Consider the following 20,598-nt stretch of genomic DNA (forward strand, 5'->3'; position numbering starts at 1 on the left):
CCACACCCTGCTGTTCATTACCTTAAGGCCAGTTCACCTGCGAGTCTGGCCTTATGAAACGTTACTCTACCGCTCTGTTATTTGGTCTGCTGTCACTCACCAGCCAACTGGCGCATGCCGATATCGTTGATGATGCTATTGGCAATATTCAACAGGCAATCAACGACGCCTATAACCCCAGCAGCAGCCGCAGCAACGATGATGACGATCGTTATGACGATAACCGTCGCATGGATAGCCGTCAGTATGACGATCGCCGTCGGCAGCTTGAAGACAGACGCCGCCGTTTAGACGAGCGTCAGCGCCAGCTGGATGACGACAGACGCCGTCTGGAAGAGGATGAGCGCAGGTTAGAAGACGATTACGATCGAGGCTAAAGCCTGGTGGCGCTTCGCTGACGCAGGCCTACAAAACCCTGGCGCGTAGGCCGGGTAAGGCGCAGCCGCCACCCGGCAAAACTCAGTCGAGAACCAACACCATTCCGTCATACCCCGCTTCAATGCCGTCAGGCAGCGGGTTATCCATCATCCACACGTCAAACTGATGGCTAATGTGCGTCAGGATCACCTGCGGGCAGCCAATCACTTCGTTTAACGCAATCACGGTATTTAAGTCGCAATGGTTTCGCGGCGTCTCGTCGCGCGGTTCGTGGCTGCAGTCGATAATCATCGCCTGCGGCTGATTGTTGAGCAGGAACTTCACCGTTTTTTCCGGCAGCCCGGCGGTGTCGGACAGCCAGGCCACGCGGCTGTGGGCCGATTCCAGCAGATACCCGAAGGTCAGTTTCGAATGGTTGAGCGGCAGCGGCGTGACCCGCATTCCCTGAAGTTCAAACATCACAAACGGTTCGACCGTGTGGCTGAAATCCAGAATCCCCGGATGTTTAAACAGGTCGTCACAGCCCACCTCATCCGGCGGACCGTAGACGGGGATTGTCGCGCCCACGCCCCAGCGCAGGGGGAAGAGTCCCTGGACGTGATCCATATGGTAATGGGTCAGCAAAAACTGCTGAAAGCTGCCTGCGGCCCAGTCGTCCATCAGGTGCGGAATACCGGCATCCAGCAGGGTCACCGCATCGTTGAATTTGACCACCGCGCTACAGGGGCGACGGCGATAGGTCTCCTGCAGGCGCGCCCGGCGGCACGCCGCGCAGTCGCAGCCAAAGACCGGCACGAGTTGCGCGCTTCCGGTTCCTGTTAACGTGATTGTCAGACTCATAACGCACCTCTACAGCGGTTTGGTGAATCGGAAATGGCTCTGCGTATATCCTTCACGGACGTAAAAACGGTGGGCGTCGGTGCGCTTCACGCTGGTGGAGAGTTCGGTCAGCTCCGCACCGGCCTCTCGTGCCACCCCTTCCGCCCAGGCTAGCAGCTGGCTGCCCACCTTTAACCCGCGCGCCTGCGGCATCACCACCAGCTCCTGGATCTCGCCGATCCAGCGTGCGTGGTGGAGGTGAAACTGCATGTGCAGGCCGATCATGCCGATGACCTGCCCGTCCAGTTCGGCAAGCTGGTAGCGCATGTTGTGATCCTGCAGATTGGCAAGATAGCCCGCGTGAAACGCCTGGTGATCAAATTCGGCCTGCTTTAATTCGCAGATTAACGCATAGACGATTTGCGCATCGTCGGCGGTGGCGGGGCGAAGCGTGCAGTCAGGCATGCTGTTTCTCCTTCTGACGGATAAGCGATAAAAAGGTCTCGACTGACTGTAGCAAACTTCCGTCGTTATTAAGGATATGGCAGTCGGACGGGGTGTAGCGCGCCGCACGCGCAAGCCGTTGATCGATCTCACGGGCGGATTCACGACCCCGGCTCTGCAACCGGCTGCGCAGGACGTCCGGTGAAACCTGCAGGCAAACCGGCAGCAGGGCCGCCCCATAGCGGGCGCGCGCTTGCGAAAGGTGCGCCCGTGAACCGTTGACCAGCACGTCGAACCCCGCATGCAGCCACAGATCGGTCTCGATGCCGATCCCATAGTAATAGCCGTTGGCGTGCCAGCTCAGCGCCAGCAGATTTTGCCCGGCACGGGTAAAAAACTCCTGCTCGCTCAGGGCGATATGGTTTTCACTCCCCGCATTCGCCGACCGGGTAATGTACCGGTGCGCCACCAGCAGTTGCGGATGCTCCTGCTGCCGTAAGGCGGACAGCAGGCTGTCCTTACCGGAGCCGGACGGCCCCATTAACCAGATAAGTCTTCCCATCAGAACACCCTTTTTCCCTGACGCCAGACGTGGTCGATATGGACGTGTTCGCCCCTGCGGTGGGCCAGCACCAGATCCGCCCGCTTGCCTTCGGCTATCTCGCCGCGATCCTGCAGATTAAGCGCCGAGGCCGGGTTTTTCGTCACCAGGCGAATCGCCTGGGGCAGCGTAAAGCGGTTGCCCTCGTCGTCGGCCACCCGGAACGCCGCGTCGAGCAGGCTGGCGGGGTAGTAGTCGGACGAGAGAATATCCAGCAGGCCGAGGGACGCGAGCTTGCTTGCCGCGACGTTGCCGGAGTGCGAGCCGCCGCGCACGATGTTCGGTGCGCCCATCAGGACGTTCATGCCGTGCTTGCGGGAGGCTTCAGCCGCCTCGAACGTGGTGGGGAATTCGGCGATCACGCTGCCAAGATGGTGGGATTCAAGGACATGATCGTGCGTGGCATCGTCATGGCTGGCCAGCGCGATATTGCGGTCCCGGCACATCGCCGCAATTCGGACACGGTTAGGCTGCGACCACCGTGCCGCAAGCGCCAGTTGCTCTTCTTCATAACGGGCCATCTCCGCGTCGCTGAGAGAATATTTGCCCTGGTAGTATTCGCGATACTTTTCAATGTTGGCGAACTGACGCTGCCCCGGCGAGTGGTCCATCAGGGAGACCAGCGACACCGGCTCGCGGCCGACCAGCTTTTCAAACAGCGGCAGGGTAGTGTGGTGCGGTAGCTCGCAGCGCAGGTGCAGGCGGTGCTCGGCGCGGTTGAGGCCGCGCTTTTGCGTCTCCTCGACGGCGTTGATCATCTTCTCCAGGTTCTCCAGACGGTCGCCGCCGTCGCGCACGTCGCCAATAGCCACCGCGTCCAGTACGGTGGTGATGCCGCTGGCGACCATCAGCGCGTCGTGGCTGCTCATCGCTGAATGCGCGGGCCAGTCCACCTTCGGGCGGGGGGTGAAGAACTTGTCCAGATTATCGGTATGCAGTTCGATCAGCCCCGGCAGCAGCCAGCCGCCGTCGCCGTCCATCGCCTCGGGCGAGCGGCTCTGGGTTTCAGCAAATGCACGGATTGTTCCGTCCTGGATCTCAATCGAGCCGTCAACCACCTCATTGTCCAGTACTAACTTGACGTTATTGATAATCATGCGGGAGCCCCCATTGGGTGCAGCCTGTCCGCGACGCGGGTGCGAACGTTCTCGTCGTGGAAGATCCCGACGATCGCCGCGCCGCGCGCTTTGGCCTGTTCGATCAGCTCCACCACGGCCGCGCTGTTTTTAGCGTCGAGCGAGGCGGTGGGTTCATCCAGAAGTAAAATCGGGTAGTCGACGATAAAGCCGCGGGCGATATTGACGCGCTGCTGCTCGCCGCCGGAAAAGGTCGACGGGGCAAGGTGCCACAGGCGCTCGGGCACGTTCAGGCGCGTCAGCAGGCTGGCGGCTTTGGCGGCACAGGTTTCGCGCGGCACGCCAAGATCCAGCAGCGGCTGCATCACCACGTCCAGGGCGGAGATCCGCGGGATCACCCGCAGAAACTGGCTCACCCAGCCGATCGTCGAGCGGCGCACCTCCAGCACCTTACGCGCCGGGGCCTGCACCAGGTCGATCCATTCATCGCCGTGGCGAATATGAATATGGCCTTCGTCGGGCAGATAGTTGGCGTACAGGGAGCGCAGCAGGGTCGATTTTCCGCTGCCGGAGTGGCCGTGCAGCACCACGCATTCGCCGCGATTAACCTCCAGCGAGGCATTTTGCAGCACCGGCAGGCGCACGCCGTTTTGCTGGTGGAGCACAAAGGTCTTACTTACGTTTTGTACGTGGATCATGTTGGCCTCGCGATTCGTTTTGCCGGGTGGCGGCTTCGCCTTACCCGGCCCACAGGTGCGCTATTCGTAGGCCGGGTAAGCGCAGCGCCACCCGGCAACAGCCCCCTCAGTTCTGCAACACGGACGACACCAGAAGCTGGGTGTACGGATGATGGGGATCGTCGAGCACCCGGTCGGTCAGCCCACTTTCCACCACCTGGCCCTGCTTCATTACCAGCAGGCGGTCCGCCAGCAGGCGCGCAACGCCTAAATCATGGGTGACAATCACCACCGCCAGGTTCAGTTCCACCACCAGGCCGCGCAGCAGGTCGAGCAGGCGGGCCTGCACCGAGACGTCCAGCCCACCGGTGGGTTCATCCATAAACACCAGCTTCGGATGGGTGACGAGATTGCGGGCAATCTGTAAACGCTGCTGCATGCCGCCGGAGAAGGTTGTCGGCAGGTCGTCGATACGCGAGGCGGGGATTTCCACTTCTTCCAGCCACTGTTGCGCCGTAGCGCGGATATTGCCGTAGTGACGCGCGCCGGTGGCCATCAGGCGTTCGCCGATATTGCCTCCGGCAGAGACCTGACGGCGCAGGCCGTCCATCGGGTGCTGGTGCACCATGCCCCACTCGGTGCGCAGCAGGCGGCGGCGCTCGGCCTCGCTCATGCCGTAGAGCGAGGCGCCCTCATACAAAATGTCGCCGTTCTGCGGCGTCAGGCGCGCGGAGATGGATTTCAGCAGAGTGGTTTTGCCGGAGCCGGACTCGCCGACGATCCCCAACACTTCGCCCGGCCACAGCTCGAACGACACGTCGCTGAAGCCTTTGCCCGGCGCATACAGGTGGGTCAGGTGATTTACCGAAAGCAGCGGTTTCATTGGCCGTTCGCCTCGCTCTGTTGGCGGCAGAAATCGGTGTCGGAGCAGACAAACATCCGTTTGCCCGTGTCGTCCAGCACCACTTCGTCCAGGTAGCTGTGTTTGGATCCGCAGATGGCGCACGGCTCGTCCCACTCCTGCACCGTAAACGGGTGATCGTCAAAATCGAGACTCTCTACACGGGTGTACGGCGGTACGGCGTAGATGCGTTTTTCACGTCCGGCACCGAACAGCTGCAGGGCGGGCATCATGTCCATCTTCGGATTATCGAATTTTGGTATCGGCGACGGGTCCATCACGTAGCGGCCGTTCACCTTCACCGGGTAGGCGTAGGTGGTGGCGATATGGCCGAAGCGGGCGATATCCTCATACAGCTTCACCTGCATCACGCCGTACTCTTCCAGCGCGTGCATGGTGCGGGTTTCGGTTTCGCGCGGCTCGATAAAGCGCAGTGGCTCCGGGATCGGCACCTGAAAAATCAAAATCTGATCTTCCGTGAGCGGGGTTTCCGGAATGCGGTGGCGGGTCTGGATCAGCGTCGCGTCTTCGGTTTTTTCGGTGGTCGCGACGCCCGTTACCCGCTGAAAGAAGGTGCGGATCGATACGGCGTTGGTGGTGTCGTCCGCGCCCTGGTCGATGACTTTCAACACGTCCGCCTCGCCGATCACGCTGGCGGTAATCTGGATGCCGCCCGTCCCCCAGCCGTAGGGCATCGGCATTTCTCGGCCGCCGAACGGCACCTGATAGCCAGGAATCGCCACCGCTTTTAAGATGGCGCGCCGGATCATGCGTTTGGTTTGCTCATCCAGATAGGCAAAGTTGTAGCCGCTTAAGTTAGCCATGTTTGCGCTCCCGTTGCAGGCGTTTCAGCAGTTCCAGTTCGGCCTGGAAATCGACGTAGTGCGGCAGCTTGAGGTGCGAGACGAAGCCCGCGGCCTCGACGTTATCCGCGTGGGCCAGCACAAACTCTTCGTCCTGCGCCGGGCCAGCAACGTGCTCGCCGTAGTCCGGTGCCTGCAGGGCGCGGTCGACCAGCGCCATGGCCATCGCCTTGCGTTCGCCGAGGCCAAACACCAGCCCGTAGCCGCGGGTAAAGTGCGGGTCTTCATTTTCGGGCGCGACAAAACCGTTCACCATTTCACACTCGGTCATCAGCAGTTCGCCGACGTTTACGGCAAAACCCAGCTCTTCCGGCACGATTTCGACGTCGATATAGCCGCTGCGAATTTCGGCGGCAAACGGGTGGTTGCGCCCGTAGCCACGCTGGGTGGAGTAGGCCAGCGCCAGCAGATAGCCCTCGTCGCCGCGCATCAGCTGCTGCAGGCGGGACGAACGCGAGCACGGGTAAACCGGCGGCGTGCGGGTGATGTCATCCGGCTGCGCGCCGGAATCCGCTTCCGCCTTCGCCAGACCCTGTTTCGCCAGCAGGCTGAAGACGTGCGGAGACGGTTCCTGTTCGGCGTCAGAGGTACTGAGTCGTGGCGCCTCGTCGTTCGCCAGCAGGGTAAAATCCAGCAGGCGATGGGTGTAGTCATAGGTAGGGCCGAGCCGCTGGCCGCCGGGAATGTCTTTATAAACGGCAGAAATGCGGCGCTCCAGGCGCATCTCCGCCGTGTTGATGGGTTCGCTGACCGCCAGCTTCGCCAGCGTGGTGCGGTAGGCGCGCAGCAGGAAGATGGCTTCCACGTTATCGCCGCTGGCCTGCTTGAGGGCCAGCGCCGCCAGCTCGCGGTCGGCGATACCGCCCTCGGTCATCACCCGATCGACGGCGAGATTGAGCTGCTGTTCAATCTGGGCGACGCTCAGCTCAGGAAGCTGTTCATCACCCCGTCGTCTGTGCGCCTGCAGCGCATGGGCGGCGGCGATGGCCTTCTCGCCCCCTTTGACGGCAACGTACATCAGCACACCTCCACGTGGGTGGTCCGCGGGATGGCCAGCAGGCGCTCGCCGCAGGTCAGGATCAGGTCAATGCCCAGCGGGAACGGGTGCGGGCGCTCGGTCAGCTCGTGAATGATGCACTCCGGCAGCTGCGGCGCGACCATGCGCTCGTCGGCGATGCCTGCGCCCGTCAGGCGCAGCATGCGACCGCCGCTCAGGCTGGCGACCTGCAAAATCAGCGTGGCGCTGGTTTCCGGGGCGACGGCGGTGCCTTCGCTTAGGGCATTCAGCTGTTCATGGCTGATTTGTTCGTCGGCCACGGCAAAGATTGCCTGCTGCGGCTGTTCAACAAGCGGGGCGCCGGTGTGAAAACGCAGGTTCTGGTTGGCGATATCGTTCGACAGCGCGCCCGAAAGCCATACCGGGGTATCGTTATCGGCAAGCGTCAGCAGCACGCTGGTTGTCGCCAGGTTCAGCGGCAGCCAGCCCTGAGAGAGCTGGTGCAGCGAGACAATCACGCCCGGCTCGCTCATGGCCTTCAGCAGGCGACGGAAACTGTGTTGGGCATCCTGGACGGCCAGGGTAAAAGCGGGTTGAAGCGTCATGCGTTGTCTCCACGAACGAGCGTAAAGAAGTCGACCCGGCTGGTATTCACTTCGGCCTGACGCGCGGCAAGACGCGCGGCGCGGTCGGCCTCCAGCGGGGAAATAAGGGTTTCCATCAGCGTCTGGAAATGCGGTGGTTCCTGTAAAAGCGCGTCGATGACCGCGCAGCGCTCGGCGTGGGCTTTATCACGCCCCAGCACGTAGCCGTAGCCCAGCGTGCCGCTGTGCAGGCGGATCGCTGCGCGGGTGAGGGTGGCGTCCCCGGCGAAAAAGCGCTCGCCGGTACCGCCCATGCGCGCCTGGATCTGAACGAGGCCGATCTCCGGCGCGCGGAGGAGGTCGTACCCGGGAGCCAGGCTGAGGGCGTTCATGCGGGCAGAGAGCGCAGCAGGCTGGCTGTGGGCCAGCACGCGCATCCAGCGCTGTCGGGTGGCGGTGTCGAAGTGCATTCAGTGCTCCATGGTGAATTCGATCATGTCGGCGCGAGTCAGGCTGACGGAGTATTCCGTCGCGTCTATCTCGCCGTCACGGTGGTTGAGGGTGCGCACGCAGAGCAGCGGGGCCATATTGGGGATCTCCAGCACCTTGCTCTCTTTCGCCTGCGCGCGGCGGGCGCTGATGCGCGTCTGGGTGCGTTTCAGCGCAATGCCTGTCGCATTCTGGAGAAAATCATGCAGCGATCCGCTGGAGAAATTCTGCAGCACCGGCCAGAGGGTGAGGTCCGCGAAGTAGTGATCGATCTGGCACACCGCGACGCCGTTGACCCGGCGCAGCGTGCGCAGGTGGATGACGTTGTCGCCCTCCTGAATACCCAGCGCGTCCGCCACGTGGCTGGAGGCCGGACGCAGCACCGAGAGCAGCTTTTCGCTGGTCGGGTGGCTGCCCTGATCCAGCAGGTTCTGGCTAAAGCGCGCCTGGGCGTTAAGCGGGTAGTCGAACGGGCGCATCAGCACCAGCACGCCCACGCCCTGACGGCGCTGGACCCAGCCGCGCTCGACCAGCTGGTCAATGGCGCGGCGCAGGGTGTGTCGGTTCACCTCATAGCGGTCGGCAAGCTGCTGCTCGGCAGGAAGGTAGTCTCCGCAGCGGTAGTGCGTGCGAAGCTCCACTTCGAGCTTTGCCGCGATCTCTTGCCAGCGGGTGGGGAAACTGGTCGGATGTCTGGATAAGTGCATAGAAAACAAAGCCTCGCTTCTCAGATGAAGTGCTTACGCAAACGTTGAGAGAGGAAATCCAGCAGGCTGACGGTGACGATGATGAGCACCATCAGGGCGCAGGTTTGCTGGAACTGGAAACCGCGAATCGCTTCCCACAGGGTGACGCCAATCCCGCCTGCGCCGACCATGCCGACGACGGTGGCGGAGCGGACGTTGGACTCAAAGCGGTACAGGGAGTAGGAGATCAGGAGCGGCATCACCTGCGGCAGGACGCCGTAGAGGATCTCTTCGATTTTATTGGCGCCGGTCGCGCGGATGCCTTCCACCGGGCCGGGCTCGATGGCTTCAACCGCCTCGGAAAGCAGCTTGGAGAGCACGCCGGTGGTGTGAATGAACAGCGCCATGACGCCCGCGAACGGACCGAGGCCGACGGCGACCACGAACAGCATCGCAAAGACCATTTCGTTGATCGCCCGACAGGCGTCCATCAGGCGGCGCATGGGCTGGTATATCCACCACGGCACGATGTTTTCAGCGCTCATCAGGCCAAACGGAATGGAGAGAATAACGGCCAGCGCGGTGCCCCAGACGGCGATTTGCAGGGTGACCGCCATTTCACTGAGGTAGTCCTGCCACTGGCTGAAGTCCGGCGGGAAGAAGTCGGCAGCGAAGGTCGCCATATTGCCCGCGTCTTTGAAGAGCAGCAGCGGATCCATTTCCGCGCCCTTCCAGGAGATAACCAGCACCGCCAGCAGGATGGCCCAGCTTATGAGCGAGAACCAGCTGCGCTTCGGCGGCGGGAGGGTGATGGTTTGCATGTGTTACTCCGCAGGTCTTTGTGTGCCGGATGGCGCTACGCTTATCCGGCCTACGATCCAAAATGTAGGCCCGGTAAGCGCAGCGCCACCGGGCGAAACGCGTTACTGCACCGCTTTATTCACGCTGGTCATCGCGCCGAGCGCGGCGGTCAGGCGGTCGAGGTCTTCAAGCTGAGCCTGAATCGCGGCCACTTTGCTGGTCTTCTCCTCGTCCTTCAGGCCTTTGTTGTCCTTCACGCCCTGCATCTCTTTAAACAGCGCCAGCTGGCGAATCGGGACCAGCTGCAGGTCGCTTGACGGGCGGAACGGTGCCCAGCCCAGACGTTCGAGGACCGCTTTCTCTTCCGGCGTTTTGCCATAGGTCATAAAGAAGTCGTACACCTTGTCCTTGGTGCTTTCGGACAGGTTTTTACGCCACACAATCGGGTCGCCGGGGATCAGCGGGGATTTCCAGATAACCTTCAGCTCTTTCAGCTTGTCCGGTGCGGAGGTCTTCAGCTTGTCGAGGTTCTCGGTGTTGTTGGTGGCAACGTCCACCTGCTTGTTGGCCACGGCCAGAGCGTTGGTTTCATGGCTGGCGTTTACCGTGCGCTTGAAGTCGCTGGCGGAGGCGTTGTTTTTGGCGAAGACGTAGTAGCCAGGGACCAGGTAACCCGAGGTGGAGTTCGGATCGCCGTTGCCGAAGGTCAGCTCTTTGCGTTTGGCGAGCATGTCGTTGAGGTTGTTGATCGGGCTGTCTTTGTTGACGATCAGCACGCTCCAGTAGCCCGGGGAGCCATCTGCCGCGACGGTCTGGGCAAAGACCTGGCCGTTCGCGCGGTCCACCGCTTCCATGGCGGAGAGGTTGCCGTACCAGGCGATGTCCACTTTATTAAAGCGCATCCCCTGGATGATGCCCGCGTAGTCCGGGGCGAAGAAGGCGTTCACTTTGATCCCCAGCTTGGTTTCCATATCTTTCAGGAACGGTTCCCACTGAGGTTTCAGGTTCTGCTGTGATTCCGTCGAAATAATGCCGAAGTTCAGCGCTTTTTCCTGCTCTTCCGCATACGCCGGGCTTAACAGGGTGCTGAGGCTGAACATGCTGGTAAAGGCCAGCGCGGCAACGGCTTTGTAGCTCATGTACTTTCCTCGGATCGGGTTTATTTAAGCAGCCTGCGCGTTCTCTTCGACGCGGTTAATGCTGCGGTAGAGATGGTCAAAACGTTCGTTATCAAACTGATGGCTCGCGCCATCAAAGAACACGTGCCCCTGACGCAGGGCGACGATGCGTTCGCAGTAGCGCAGGGCGTAATCCACCTGATGCAGCGTGACCACCACGGTAATGCCGTCGTTCTGGTTAATGTCGCGCAGGGTCTCCATCACGATGCGGGCGGACTCCGGGTCCAGCGAGGCGATGGGTTCGTCAGCAAGAATGATTTGCGCTTTTTGCATCAGCGCGCGCGCAATCGCCACGCGCTGCTGTTGTCCACCGGACAGGGTGGAGACGCGCTGGTGGGCGAAATGCGCCATGCCGACGCGGGTCAGCGCCTGTAAAGCTTCCTGCTTCTGGGAAGGGGTGAACCAGCGCAGACAGGTGCGCCAGAACGGGGTGCTGCCGAGCGCGCCAATCAGCACGTTCTCCAGCACCGTCAGGCGGTTTACCAGGTTAAACTGCTGGAAGATGTAGCCCGTCTGGGCGCGGCTCTTGCGGATATCGCTCGCCAGACGCCCGGCGCGCTGCACGGTATTGCCCAGCAGCTCGACGTGGCTTTCCGGCGTTTTATCGCCGGTGATAAGCCCGCTCAAATGGCGCAGAAGGGTGGATTTACCCGAGCCGGAAGGCCCGAGAAGCGCCACCATGTCGCCCTGCCGGACGGTCAGATCAACGGCATGCAAAGCCTTGTTGTGATTGAAGGTCTTGCTCAGTTTCTCGACGCGGATGACAGTTTGCATGTGCGGGGCCTCACGATAAATGTGGCCTCATGCTGGCGCATCAATGTGACATTTGGGTTAAGCGCAGGTTGCGGGAGTTTGAAGAGTTGAGCGGAGTTTGATGACAATCACCGTAGGCCCGGTCAGCGCAGCGCCACCGGGCGCTGTTGCCGGCTGCGCTGCGCGTGTTCTGCCTACGACGTTTGTTGCTTGACGACGTTAATCATCCACGGCACGCCGTATTTGTCGGTGACTTTACCGAAACCGTGCGCCCAGAAGGTCTCCTGCCACGCCATGTCGATGTTCCCGCCCGCGGCGAGGTTGTCGAACCAGCGCTTGCCTTCATTGACGTTCTGGGTGTCGAGAACCAGCGTAAAGCCCGCGTACTGCGCGTTGCTGCCGGGCGGCATCCCGTCGCTCATCATGATATCGCTGCCCGCAATGCGGACGTTGGAGTGGGCGATAGCCGAATCCGGAAACTGCATACCGGACGGACAGCCTTCTTCGCTGTTATCGCTTTTTGGCATTTCGCCGAAGGTAATTTTATAGAGAAGTTCTGCGCCGACGGCTTGCTGGTAAAAGGCGGTGGCCTCAGCGCAGTTGCCGGCGAAAGAGATGTAGGGACTTAACGGCATAATCTTTACCTCACGTAAGAAAAGCCCGTTAAGTTTAGTTCTTTTTTTGTAGGCCGGATAAGCGTAGCGCATCCGGCAAAAGCGCCCGGAGGCGCTTCGCTTACCGGGCGTACAGGTGAAAAATCAGTTCTTTTTCACGAACTCAGATTTCAGTTTCATTGGACCGAAGCCGTCAATTTTGCAGTCGATATTGTGATCGCCTTCAACCAGACGGATATTCTTCACTTTGGTGCCGATTTTCAGCATAGAAGAACTGCCTTTCACCTTCAGGTCCTTAACGACGGTAACGCTGTCACCGTCTGCCAGCAGATTGCCGTTCGCATCTTTTACGATGAGCGCATCAGCATCCTGAGCCGGCTCGGCATCATTCCATTCATGAGCGCATTCCGGGCAGATGAACATGCCATTATCTTCATAGGTGTATTCAGAATTGCATTTTGGGCAGTGTGGGAGAGACATATCGGTATCCTCGAAAGTGTAAACGCGCTGGAAAGTGCCAGCTAAATGACGGCAGGGTGCCGAAAAAGGCGGCAAGTATAGCGCAAATCCACACCGTTGTCGGTGATATTGTGAATTAAAAAAGCTAAAAAGCGTATCGGGAGTGACACGTTCTGTCAGTCAGTTACGCGAAGCTTATGTCCATTAACACGGTGGGAAGAAATGACGATAAATATATCGAATATTTTATTGCAGCAAATTGCTACGCTCTGCCATTTCGGATAAGGTGAAGCGACACATTGTTATTTATCTCCGGACTTTGCTGCCATACATATCTTATGGCAGTGGTGCATTACCTCTCTTTTTAGGTGGGTAAATAATGGTGATATATCCTGAAGTTTCTTAAAAATGGGCTACGCTTTTTTCTTTTGGCTATCAGGCCTGGAGAAGAGTTCTACACGCCATGCAAGGATAGGGAATTATTCCTGATTATCTTCAATCAGTTATATTTCGGCGAACATGTTTTCCACACGTGATCATATAAGCCTGAACAACATAATAAAAACCAGTGGCTTAATAAAAGTAATAAATTTGCGTTAAGGAAAGGCTTTTATCATGCACACACAGACCATTTTTGAATTAAGCCAGGAAGCCGAGCGTTTGTTACAGCTTGCCCTGCAAAATCTTGATACGTTGAAATCAATGCCCACTGAGATGCTGGAGAGCACAGAGGCTGCTATTACTGGCGAAACAAACAACGTTTTACCTTTGCATTTTAGCGCGCGCGGTGTCGACGCCCAGCAGGCGATGCTGAATAATGAATTACGCAAAATAACCCGGCTGGAAATGGTCCTGGCCATTGTTGGCACCATGAAAGCGGGGAAATCGACCACCATTAATGCGATTGTGGGTACCGAAGTGTTGCCGAACCGCAATCGTCCAATGACGGCGCTTCCGACGTTGATTCGCCACACGCCGGGTCAGAAGGAACCGGTGCTGCATTTCTCTCATGCCTCCCCGATTGATGAATTGATCCAACTGCTTCAGAAACAGCTCTGTGATTACGACCGCGGGAAGCTGGCTCAGCGTCTGGAAATTGATAAAGACATGAATACGCTGCTGGAGCGCATTGAAAAAGGGGAAGCGTTTGAGAAGCATCACCTGGGCGCGCAGCCGATATTTCATTGTCTGAAAAGCCTCAACGATCTGGTGAGACTTTCCCAGGCGCTGGGTGTGGAGTTTCCGTTCTCTGAATATACGGCTATTGAACATATCCCGGTCATTGAAGTGGAGTTCGTGCATCTTGCGGGCCTGGATGCCCACCTCGGGCAGCTGACGCTGCTCGATACGCCCGGGCCGAACGAGGCCGGACAGCCACATCTGCAAAAAATGCTCAGCGAGCAGTTGTCCCGCGCATCGGCGGTGCTGGCCGTGATGGATTATACCCAGCTTAAATCCATTTCTGATGAAGAAGTCCGCCAGGCGATTTCCGCGGCGGGAAAATCGGTGCCGCTGTATGCGCTGGTCAATAAATTCGATCAGAAAGATCGCAATAGCGATGATGAAGAACAGATTCGGGCGATGATCTCCGGCGCCTTAATGAAAGGCAATATTTCGCCTGGCCAGATTTACCCCGTGTCGTCCATGTGGGCGTATCTGGCGAACCGCGCGCGCTATGAGCTAAGTTCGCATGGACGACTGCCGGATCATCAGGAGCAACCCTGGGTGCAGGATTTTGCCGAAGCCGCACTCGGACGTCGCTGGCGTACGGCGGACCTGGACGATATCGACCATATCCGACATTCTGCCGATTTGCTCTGGGAAGATTCGCTCTTCGAGCAACCGATACGGAAACTGATTTACGCCGCCTATGCCAATGCCTCGCTCTACGCGCTGCGTTCGGCCTCGCATAAGCTTCTCAACTACGCGCAAAACGCCCGAGAGTATCTCGATTTCCGCTATCAGGGTCTGACGGTGGCCTTTGAGGCGCTGGAGCTGAATATCGCACGTCTGGAAGAGGACATGGCGCTTTTGCAGACGCGTCAGCGCGTGGTGAGCGATGAGGTGAAACACGAGGTTGAGGAAGCGCTGAACGCCACCGCGGACTTTATGGGATCCCAAAAAACCGCGCTTCACCAGGCGATTGACCAGGTGTTCAGCACGCCCCCGATTCTTGATTCGGCAGGCACCGAACGGCAGCAACTTCGCGGTGAGAGGGTGAAGCAGCTGGTGCTGGATGATGAAGGGCAGGCGCAGATTGCGCTGAGTAAATTACGCGCCTCCTGCGAGCGGGTTATGCTGGATGCCCAGACGAAGATCGGCCGGGAGCTGGCGTTACGCTTCGATCAGCTGGAGTCCACGCTGGCGCGTTCTCTTAACGAAGCCATGCGTCCCATTGAAACGCGTATTAAAGAGCATCTGAGCCATGCGGGTTTTCGGGCGCGGATCAGCTTCCCGGCGTTTCAGGCAAGCCAGCTTAACTTCAATACGCGAGCGCTGTTTAACGATGCGATTGCGCAGGACGACAGCCAGGCCGCCCCGCCTTCCGGCGGGAGAAGCATGCGCGAAACGGTCTCTCGCTGGCTCAATAATCCTGGCTGGGGCTGGGACGAGTATGTGGAAACGCGCACGCGCTATGTTATCGACATTGCGCAGCTACATGACAAATTTAAGCAACATATTGATCAGTTTTGTGAACAAATACGTAAAGCTTTGTCCGCGCAGGTCGATGTCTCTGTTACGGCAGGAATGGCGACGTTCTTTGCAGAATTTTCGTTGTGCCTGACCGGGTTACAGGAAAGCTTGCGTGATAGCCTCGCAGTGCGTCAGCAAAATGAGCACTCAACCCGAGCGCTCTGCCAGTTGTTGAAGCAAAGCATCACTACTGCGACGTGGATACAGGAAGATACCCGACTGTTACGCGATGATATTCAAACTCTATTCGCGGCAGAGCAACCATGACAACACCACTACTGGACGGCCCCGGGCGAACGCTGGAGTGTATTAATCCAAAATTTATGGTCGATCTGGTGCAGGGGGGAGACGCGGCGCGTCATCCTCGCCTGGGACCACAGCAGCTGCAGTTTCGCGAGCGTTTGACGCAGGAAATCATGACGCATACCCGGCTACGCCCCTGGGCGATGGCGGGGATGCTCAATGAAAATGCGGCGCTGCGCCTGGGGCTGGCGGAAAAGCTGGCCGGGATGCTTGATCCGGGCCATCTCGCGCTGACGCTGATGGCAGAGAAGCTGATTGCGCTGCGTCAGCAGACTCACCCGCGCACCCTGCAGTCTCCCGGACTGACGCAGCAGTACGCCGATCTCGTGTCTCATTTTACCCAACGCGCAGCCTGGAAAGAAAAGGCGCTGACCCAGCGCGGGCTAACGGTGCAGGCGGGTGAGCACAGTGAGCAAATTTTTACCCGCTGGCGGGCCGGACATTATGATGGCTGGTCGCTGGCCGGGCGCTGTTTTATCGTTCTGGAAGAGCTGCGCTGGGGAGCATTTGGCGACGCTTGCCGCCTCGCGAAAGAAGATGTGGCGGCCATGCTTAAGGATAACCTGCGCAGCATGGCGGCTAACTATCTGGCGCAGGGCATTAATGCCTCACCCACGACCCGCCATTTTTATCACCAGTGGCTGACAGCGCCTGCTTCTCCCGGATCGATCGATCATAAAGACATGCTGGGCTGGCTGGGGGACTGGTGTCAGGCGGATAAGCATCCGGTGAGCTGGTCAGTGACGCAAAACTGGCAGACCGTCGCACTGGGGATGCCGAGGCTCTGTTCGGCAAAACGGCTGGTGGACGGGATGGTGGAAGAGATTTTTGGGTAAATCCCTTACCCCTCACCCTCTCCCCGCAGGGAAGAGGGGATGGTTTGGTACGGTGTGTTAATGGCGGAGTTCGACCGCTTCTCGTTCGATATTCTGCTCGGGGGCATTGGCGTAGCGTTTCGCATATAGCGCCGTGATGATCGGCACCAGTAGCGCAGTGACAATCACGCTGGCGGCAACCAGCGCCGTCGCTGAAGCGGCTACCGGTTCGAAGGCCGGGTTAATCTGGGCAATAATCACCGGGTTGGCGACGGCAGCGCCTGCGGCTGAAGAGGCGGCGACGCCCGCCGTGCCGTTTCCTCCCCCGATCACGCGGTCGGCAACGATCAGCGGAATACCGGTAATGACGATTACGGCGACACCCAGCACAATACCCAGCAGGCCGGTATCAAGGATAACCTTCAGGTTGATGGTGTTCCCCAGCGCAAAGCCGAAGAACGGGATCAGCACCGGCGTGGCTTTGCTGAAGAAATCACGCAGATCGTGATCGAGGTTGCCAAGGGCAAAGCCGATCAGGAAGGGCAGGATTGCGCCGACAAAGTGGTGGGGTTCAAAAGAGGCCAGGCCAGCTGACCCCAGGATCAGCATCGTCATCAGCGGGCCTGATTCGAGAGACATCAAGACAAATGCGCCGGACTCTTCTTTCGTCCCGTACTGGTTCATCAGGCTGGCGTACAATCCGCCGTTAGTCATATCCATCGCGGAGACAATCGCCAGCACCGATAACCCCGCGAAGAACCCGGTCTGAATTCCATTCTCCGGGATGAACATCGCGCATATCATCGCCACCGCCCAGGCTACCGCTATTTTGGTTATTACCAGCGTGCCGGATTTCCGTAATACGGTACCGGTCGCCCGCAAATTAATGGATGCACCGATACAAAAAAACCAGACGGCAAGAATTGGAACCGTGCCCGTTATCATGCCTTTTGTGAAACCACCGAAATATGCCCCGGTATCAGGGGCAAGGGTATTCAGGATGGCGCCCAGCACCAGCGGAACCAGCATCATACCGCCGGGTATGCGTTCTATCGTGGCTTTAATCTTCATGGACAATCCTCACATCTGACCCCGCAGGACGGGCGTTCGGTGTTAAAAATTAGTCAATAAATTCAATTGATTGGCATTTGTTTTTGAGGGGTATTTCTCGATTACCATGCCAGGAAAATAAATGTTTTCTCTCGATTAACTTTCTTAGAAAACACATGAAATGCTGTATTCGGATTTATCATGCGATCATTGGAATATTGATTCAATCAAAATAAAACATCGTTTTAGTTAACTTTGTCACATATTCAATGTAAAACTATCGGCGGCTTCCTGATGAAGAAAATTTATGTAAATTGAATGTGAGTAAACGTGGTTTGTTTTTTGTTGCGAAAGAACTCATGACGTGCGTGAGAGAGCTCATGAGGCGGGGATGAGAAAGGGCTTATTTGCACTGATTGACAAATACTGGACTGAGTTGACCTGAAGCTGAAATATGTGTGAAGTTGATCACAAATATAAACGCTGGTAGGGTAAAAAGGTCATTAACTGCCCAGGCAGGCGTCAACAGGTTCGGTTGTATCGACGTAAAACGTCAATGTAAGTAAACCTGCTACGCTTGAATAAGGCGATTCGCATGGAGCGGATCCCATGGTTCACAGAACGCACACTGGACTGTGAAACAGACAGGGCCGAGTCAACGAGGATAGCTATGCTGAGAAGGAAAAAGATTAAACCCATCACGCTTCGCGACGTCACCATTATTGATGACGCCAAACTGCGTAAAGCGATTACCGCAGCCTCGCTCGGTAATGCGATGGAATGGTTCGATTTTGGTGTCTACGGCTTTGTGGCCTATGCGTTAGGTAAAGTGTTTTTCCCCGGGGCCGATCCCAGCCTGCAGATGATTGCGGCACTGGGTACGTTTTCCGTTCCCTTCCTGATTCGCCCGCTGGGTGGTCTGTTCTTCGGTATGCTCGGTGATAAATATGGTCGTCAGAAGATCCTGGCTATCACCATCGTCATTATGTCGATCAGTACATTCTGTATCGGCCTTATACCGTCTTACGCCACTATCGGCATTTGGGCACCGATTCTGCTGCTGATCTGTAAGATGGCACAGGGCTTCTCCGTGGGCGGTGAATATACTGGCGCCTCGATCTTCGTTGCCGAGTATTCTCCTGACCGTAAGCGCGGGTTTATGGGAAGCTGGCTGGACTTCGGCTCCATTGCCGGTTTTGTCCTGGGCGCGGGTGTGGTGGTCCTGATTTCAACCGTGGTGGGGGAAGAGAACTTCCTCGACTGGGGCTGGCGTATCCCATTCTTCCTGGCACTGCCGCTGGGGATCATTGGTCTCTACCTGCGTCATGCGCTTGAAGAGACGCCTGCGTTCCAGCAGCACGTTGATAAGCTGGAGCAGGGTGACCGCGAAGGGCTGCAGGACGGTCCGAAGGTATCGTTCAAAGAGATTGCCACTAAGCACTGGCGAAGCCTGCTGGTCTGTATCGGTCTGGTGATCTCCACCAACGTGACCTATTACATGCTGCTGACCTACATGCCGAGCTATCTGTCGCATAACCTGCACTACTCGGAAGATCACGGTGTGCTGATCATTATCGCCATCATGGTGGGTATGCTGTTTGTGCAGCCGATTATGGGCCTGTTGAGTGACCGCTTTGGTCGTCGACCGTTCATTATTCTGGGAAGCGTTGCGCTGTTTGCCCTCGCCATCCCGGCATTTATTCTGATCAACAGTAATGTACTGGGGCTGATTTTTGCCGGTCTGCTGATGCTGGCGGTGATCCTTAACTGCTTTATCGGGGTGATGGCCTCAACGCTGCCCGCGATGTTCCCGACCCATATTCGCTACAGCGCGCTGGCCGCGGCCTTCAACATCTCGGTGCTGATTGCCGGTCTGACCCCGACGCTTGCCGCCTCGCTGGTGGAGAGCACGCAGAACCTGATGATGCCTGCTTATTACCTGATGGTGATCGCGGTGATTGGTTTGATTACCGGTATTACTATGAAGGAGACGGCGAATCGCCCTCTGAAAGGCGCAACGCCTGCGGCATCGGATATCCAGGAAGCGAAAGAGATCCTCCGTGAGCACTACGATAATGTAGAGCAGAAGATTGAGGATATTGACGCCGAGATTGAAGAGCTGCAGAAAAAACGTTCACGACTGGTGGATCAGCATCCACGCATCAACGAGTAACAAAAAACCCGCCGCTGGCGGGTTTTCTTTTATTAGCATCCTGCGGCGATGTAGTCGCCATTGGCGCTGATGGGGATCACCGTCAGGAACAGCACCGTCGCGAACAGGATCAGGACTATCCCTCCGGCTATTTTGACGGTCGGCACCAGCCATTTTAACGAGGCGCTTTCTCCGAACCAGGCCACCGTGCGTTCGCGGGCGTAACGTACAGCCAGTGAAAGCCCCATAATAGAAAGAGCGGTTCCCAGCGACATGGTCATGACTGCGGCCATCCCCCAGGTAACAATGCCCAGCGCGTTCGAAAACATCAGAATCATGATCGCCCCGCTGCACGGGCGTGCGCCAATCGCCAGTATCACGCCCAGACGGGGTTTCCAGTCGCCCTGCGTCAGGTCTGCACCTACGCCGTGATGACCGCAGCCACAGTGTTCATCGTGCTGGTGAAGAGGCTTAATGGCGGACACTGCTATCCTGCGTGGGCGCAGGCTCTTCAGCGCCTGGTAAATGACGAATGCGCCGAATGCGCCAATAAGCACTGCGCTGACCTTCTCCACATACCAGCGGCTGGTACTGATATCCCCTGAGGCGAGGTTAAACCCTACCGCCAGGATAAAGACAAACAGAATGGCGCTGACGCCCTGCATCAGGCTGCCCAGGAAAGGGACGACCCGGGCGGCCAGCTCGCTTTCCTTATTGGTGGTCAGATAGGTCGTCACAATGAATTTTCCGTGCCCGGGTCCGACGGCGTGAAGCACACCATAAAGGAAAGCGCCCGTTAACAGCCATAACCCGCCGCTGTACTGATGGTTATTCAGCTGCAGCAGGTACATCACCAGATACCGGTGCAGGGTAATTTGCGAGGCAAGACACCACTGGATAAAGGTGTTCCAGTGCGTATGCAGGGTAAAACCGGCAAAAAACATTGCCAGCAGCATCAACCCAGCGGTAGGGAGACGCCAGTCACGGATGAGGCGTTGTGTGGTCATGAAGCGGCCTGAACAGAGAAGAGTATTTGCCGCCAGTATAGTTGATCTTCCCGCTCAATTCGTGGGATCGCATTGGGATCCGTGCAGAATTGTGGATAACTTTGTGCATAAATGGGTATAAGGCGGGGTTTTGCTGGGGAATGCAGCAGTCAGTCATTTTTTTGCAACTTTTCGGTTGCGGTCGTTCGCGAACTCCCTATAATGCGCCTCCATCGACACGGCAGATGTGAATCACTTCACAAACAGCCCGGTCGGTT

General features: G+C 58.0%; 22 protein-coding genes. 4 read left to right on the plus strand and 18 right to left on the minus strand.

The window, feature by feature from the left end:
- Nucleotides 1-53: 53 nt before the first annotated feature.
- Nucleotides 54-377 (plus strand): DDRRRQL repeat protein YjdP, encoded by a 324-nt coding sequence (yjdP, locus tag HMPREF3143_RS23430; RefSeq protein WP_021242926.1) that lies wholly within the window; start codon nt 54-56, stop codon nt 375-377.
- Nucleotides 378-459: 82 nt separating this feature from the next.
- Here the strand turns inward: yjdP and phnP are convergent, their stop codons facing one another.
- From phnP to HMPREF3143_RS23510, 16 genes are all read right to left on the minus strand, one after another.
- Nucleotides 460-1,218 carry a phosphonate metabolism protein PhnP gene (phnP, locus tag HMPREF3143_RS23435; protein ID WP_070534362.1) on the minus strand — a complete coding sequence of 253 codons (759 nt, stop codon included), beginning with the start codon at nt 1,216-1,218 and terminating at the stop codon, nt 460-462.
- 9 nt (nt 1,219-1,227) lie between these two features.
- Complete coding sequence (phnO, locus tag HMPREF3143_RS23440) at nt 1,228-1,662, minus strand: aminoalkylphosphonate N-acetyltransferase (protein ID WP_021242924.1); 435 nt, start codon at nt 1,660-1,662, stop codon at nt 1,228-1,230.
- A complete protein-coding gene (gene phnN, locus HMPREF3143_RS23445) occupies nt 1,655-2,206 on the minus strand; it encodes a ribose 1,5-bisphosphokinase (protein ID WP_085930286.1) in 552 nt (183 codons plus the stop codon). Before phnN ends, phnO begins: the two co-directional genes overlap by 8 nt.
- Nucleotides 2,203-3,339 carry an alpha-D-ribose 1-methylphosphonate 5-triphosphate diphosphatase gene (phnM, locus tag HMPREF3143_RS23450; RefSeq protein WP_023293497.1) on the minus strand — a complete coding sequence of 379 codons (1,137 nt, stop codon included), beginning with the start codon at nt 3,337-3,339 and terminating at the stop codon, nt 2,203-2,205. Before phnM ends, phnN begins: the two co-directional genes overlap by 4 nt.
- Nucleotides 3,336-4,016, minus strand: coding sequence for a phosphonate C-P lyase system protein PhnL (gene phnL / locus HMPREF3143_RS23455; protein ID WP_070534363.1), 681 nt, complete (start codon nt 4,014-4,016; stop codon nt 3,336-3,338). Before phnL ends, phnM begins: the two co-directional genes overlap by 4 nt.
- 106 nt (nt 4,017-4,122) lie before the next feature.
- A complete protein-coding gene (gene phnK, locus HMPREF3143_RS23460) occupies nt 4,123-4,878 on the minus strand; it encodes a phosphonate C-P lyase system protein PhnK (RefSeq protein ID WP_070534364.1) in 756 nt (251 codons plus the stop codon).
- Entirely contained in the window at nt 4,875-5,720 is an 846-nt protein-coding gene (locus tag HMPREF3143_RS23465) for an alpha-D-ribose 1-methylphosphonate 5-phosphate C-P-lyase PhnJ (protein WP_008500058.1), read from the minus strand. Before HMPREF3143_RS23465 ends, phnK begins: the two co-directional genes overlap by 4 nt.
- Complete coding sequence (locus tag HMPREF3143_RS23470; protein ID WP_070534365.1) at nt 5,713-6,777, minus strand: carbon-phosphorus lyase complex subunit; 1,065 nt, start codon at nt 6,775-6,777, stop codon at nt 5,713-5,715. Before HMPREF3143_RS23470 ends, HMPREF3143_RS23465 begins: the two co-directional genes overlap by 8 nt.
- Nucleotides 6,777-7,361, minus strand: a complete 585-nt coding sequence (gene phnH / locus HMPREF3143_RS23475) for a phosphonate C-P lyase system protein PhnH (protein ID WP_008500060.1) — start codon at nt 7,359-7,361, stop codon at nt 6,777-6,779. Before phnH ends, HMPREF3143_RS23470 begins: the two co-directional genes overlap by 1 nt.
- Nucleotides 7,358-7,810 (minus strand): phosphonate C-P lyase system protein PhnG, encoded by a 453-nt coding sequence (gene phnG / locus HMPREF3143_RS23480; protein ID WP_070534366.1) that lies wholly within the window; start codon nt 7,808-7,810, stop codon nt 7,358-7,360. The genes phnH and phnG overlap by 4 nt, the downstream gene beginning before the upstream one ends.
- Nucleotides 7,811-8,536 (minus strand): phosphonate metabolism transcriptional regulator PhnF, encoded by a 726-nt coding sequence (phnF, locus tag HMPREF3143_RS23485; RefSeq protein ID WP_008500062.1) that lies wholly within the window; start codon nt 8,534-8,536, stop codon nt 7,811-7,813.
- Between the two features lie 20 nt (nt 8,537-8,556).
- A complete protein-coding gene (phnE, locus tag HMPREF3143_RS23490; RefSeq protein ID WP_021242916.1) occupies nt 8,557-9,336 on the minus strand; it encodes a phosphonate ABC transporter, permease protein PhnE in 780 nt (259 codons plus the stop codon).
- Between the two features lie 102 nt (nt 9,337-9,438).
- Nucleotides 9,439-10,455, minus strand: coding sequence for a phosphonate ABC transporter substrate-binding protein (gene phnD, locus HMPREF3143_RS23495; protein ID WP_008500064.1), 1,017 nt, complete (start codon nt 10,453-10,455; stop codon nt 9,439-9,441).
- Nucleotides 10,456-10,479: 24 nt separating this feature from the next.
- Nucleotides 10,480-11,268, minus strand: coding sequence for a phosphonate ABC transporter ATP-binding protein (gene phnC / locus HMPREF3143_RS23500; RefSeq protein ID WP_023618659.1), 789 nt, complete (start codon nt 11,266-11,268; stop codon nt 10,480-10,482).
- A gap of 173 nt (nt 11,269-11,441) precedes the next feature.
- Nucleotides 11,442-11,882 (minus strand): VOC family metalloprotein YjdN, encoded by a 441-nt coding sequence (gene yjdN / locus HMPREF3143_RS23505; RefSeq protein WP_070534370.1) that lies wholly within the window; start codon nt 11,880-11,882, stop codon nt 11,442-11,444.
- Between the two features lie 123 nt (nt 11,883-12,005).
- The gene (locus HMPREF3143_RS23510; protein WP_008500067.1) at nt 12,006-12,341 is read right to left on the minus strand and encodes a zinc ribbon domain-containing protein YjdM; all 336 of its coding nucleotides are present in this window, start codon (nt 12,339-12,341) and stop codon (nt 12,006-12,008) included.
- 594 nt (nt 12,342-12,935) lie between these two features.
- Here HMPREF3143_RS23510 and crfC point away from each other — a divergent pair.
- Nucleotides 12,936-15,281 carry a clamp-binding protein CrfC gene (gene crfC / locus HMPREF3143_RS23515; protein WP_070534367.1) on the plus strand — a complete coding sequence of 782 codons (2,346 nt, stop codon included), beginning with the start codon at nt 12,936-12,938 and terminating at the stop codon, nt 15,279-15,281.
- The gene (locus tag HMPREF3143_RS23520; RefSeq protein WP_008500070.1) at nt 15,278-16,153 is read left to right on the plus strand and encodes a diguanylate cyclase regulator RdcB family protein; all 876 of its coding nucleotides are present in this window, start codon (nt 15,278-15,280) and stop codon (nt 16,151-16,153) included. Before crfC ends, HMPREF3143_RS23520 begins: the two co-directional genes overlap by 4 nt.
- 57 nt (nt 16,154-16,210) lie before the next feature.
- Here the strand turns inward: HMPREF3143_RS23520 and kdgT are convergent, their stop codons facing one another.
- Nucleotides 16,211-17,203, minus strand: a complete 993-nt coding sequence (kdgT, locus tag HMPREF3143_RS23525) for a 2-keto-3-deoxygluconate transporter (protein ID WP_070534368.1) — start codon at nt 17,201-17,203, stop codon at nt 16,211-16,213.
- Between the two features lie 649 nt (nt 17,204-17,852).
- Here kdgT and proP point away from each other — a divergent pair.
- A complete protein-coding gene (gene proP, locus HMPREF3143_RS23530) occupies nt 17,853-19,355 on the plus strand; it encodes a glycine betaine/L-proline transporter ProP (protein ID WP_008500072.1) in 1,503 nt (500 codons plus the stop codon).
- Nucleotides 19,356-19,387: 32 nt separating this feature from the next.
- Here proP and HMPREF3143_RS23535 read toward each other — a convergent pair whose 3' ends face one another.
- Nucleotides 19,388-20,341, minus strand: a complete 954-nt coding sequence (locus HMPREF3143_RS23535; RefSeq protein WP_070534369.1) for a nickel/cobalt transporter — start codon at nt 20,339-20,341, stop codon at nt 19,388-19,390.
- Nucleotides 20,342-20,598: the final 257 nt, after the last annotated feature.

The organism is Enterobacter sp. HMSC16D10, from assembly GCF_001807145.1.
Lineage (GTDB): Bacteria > Pseudomonadota > Gammaproteobacteria > Enterobacterales > Enterobacteriaceae > Enterobacter > Enterobacter roggenkampii.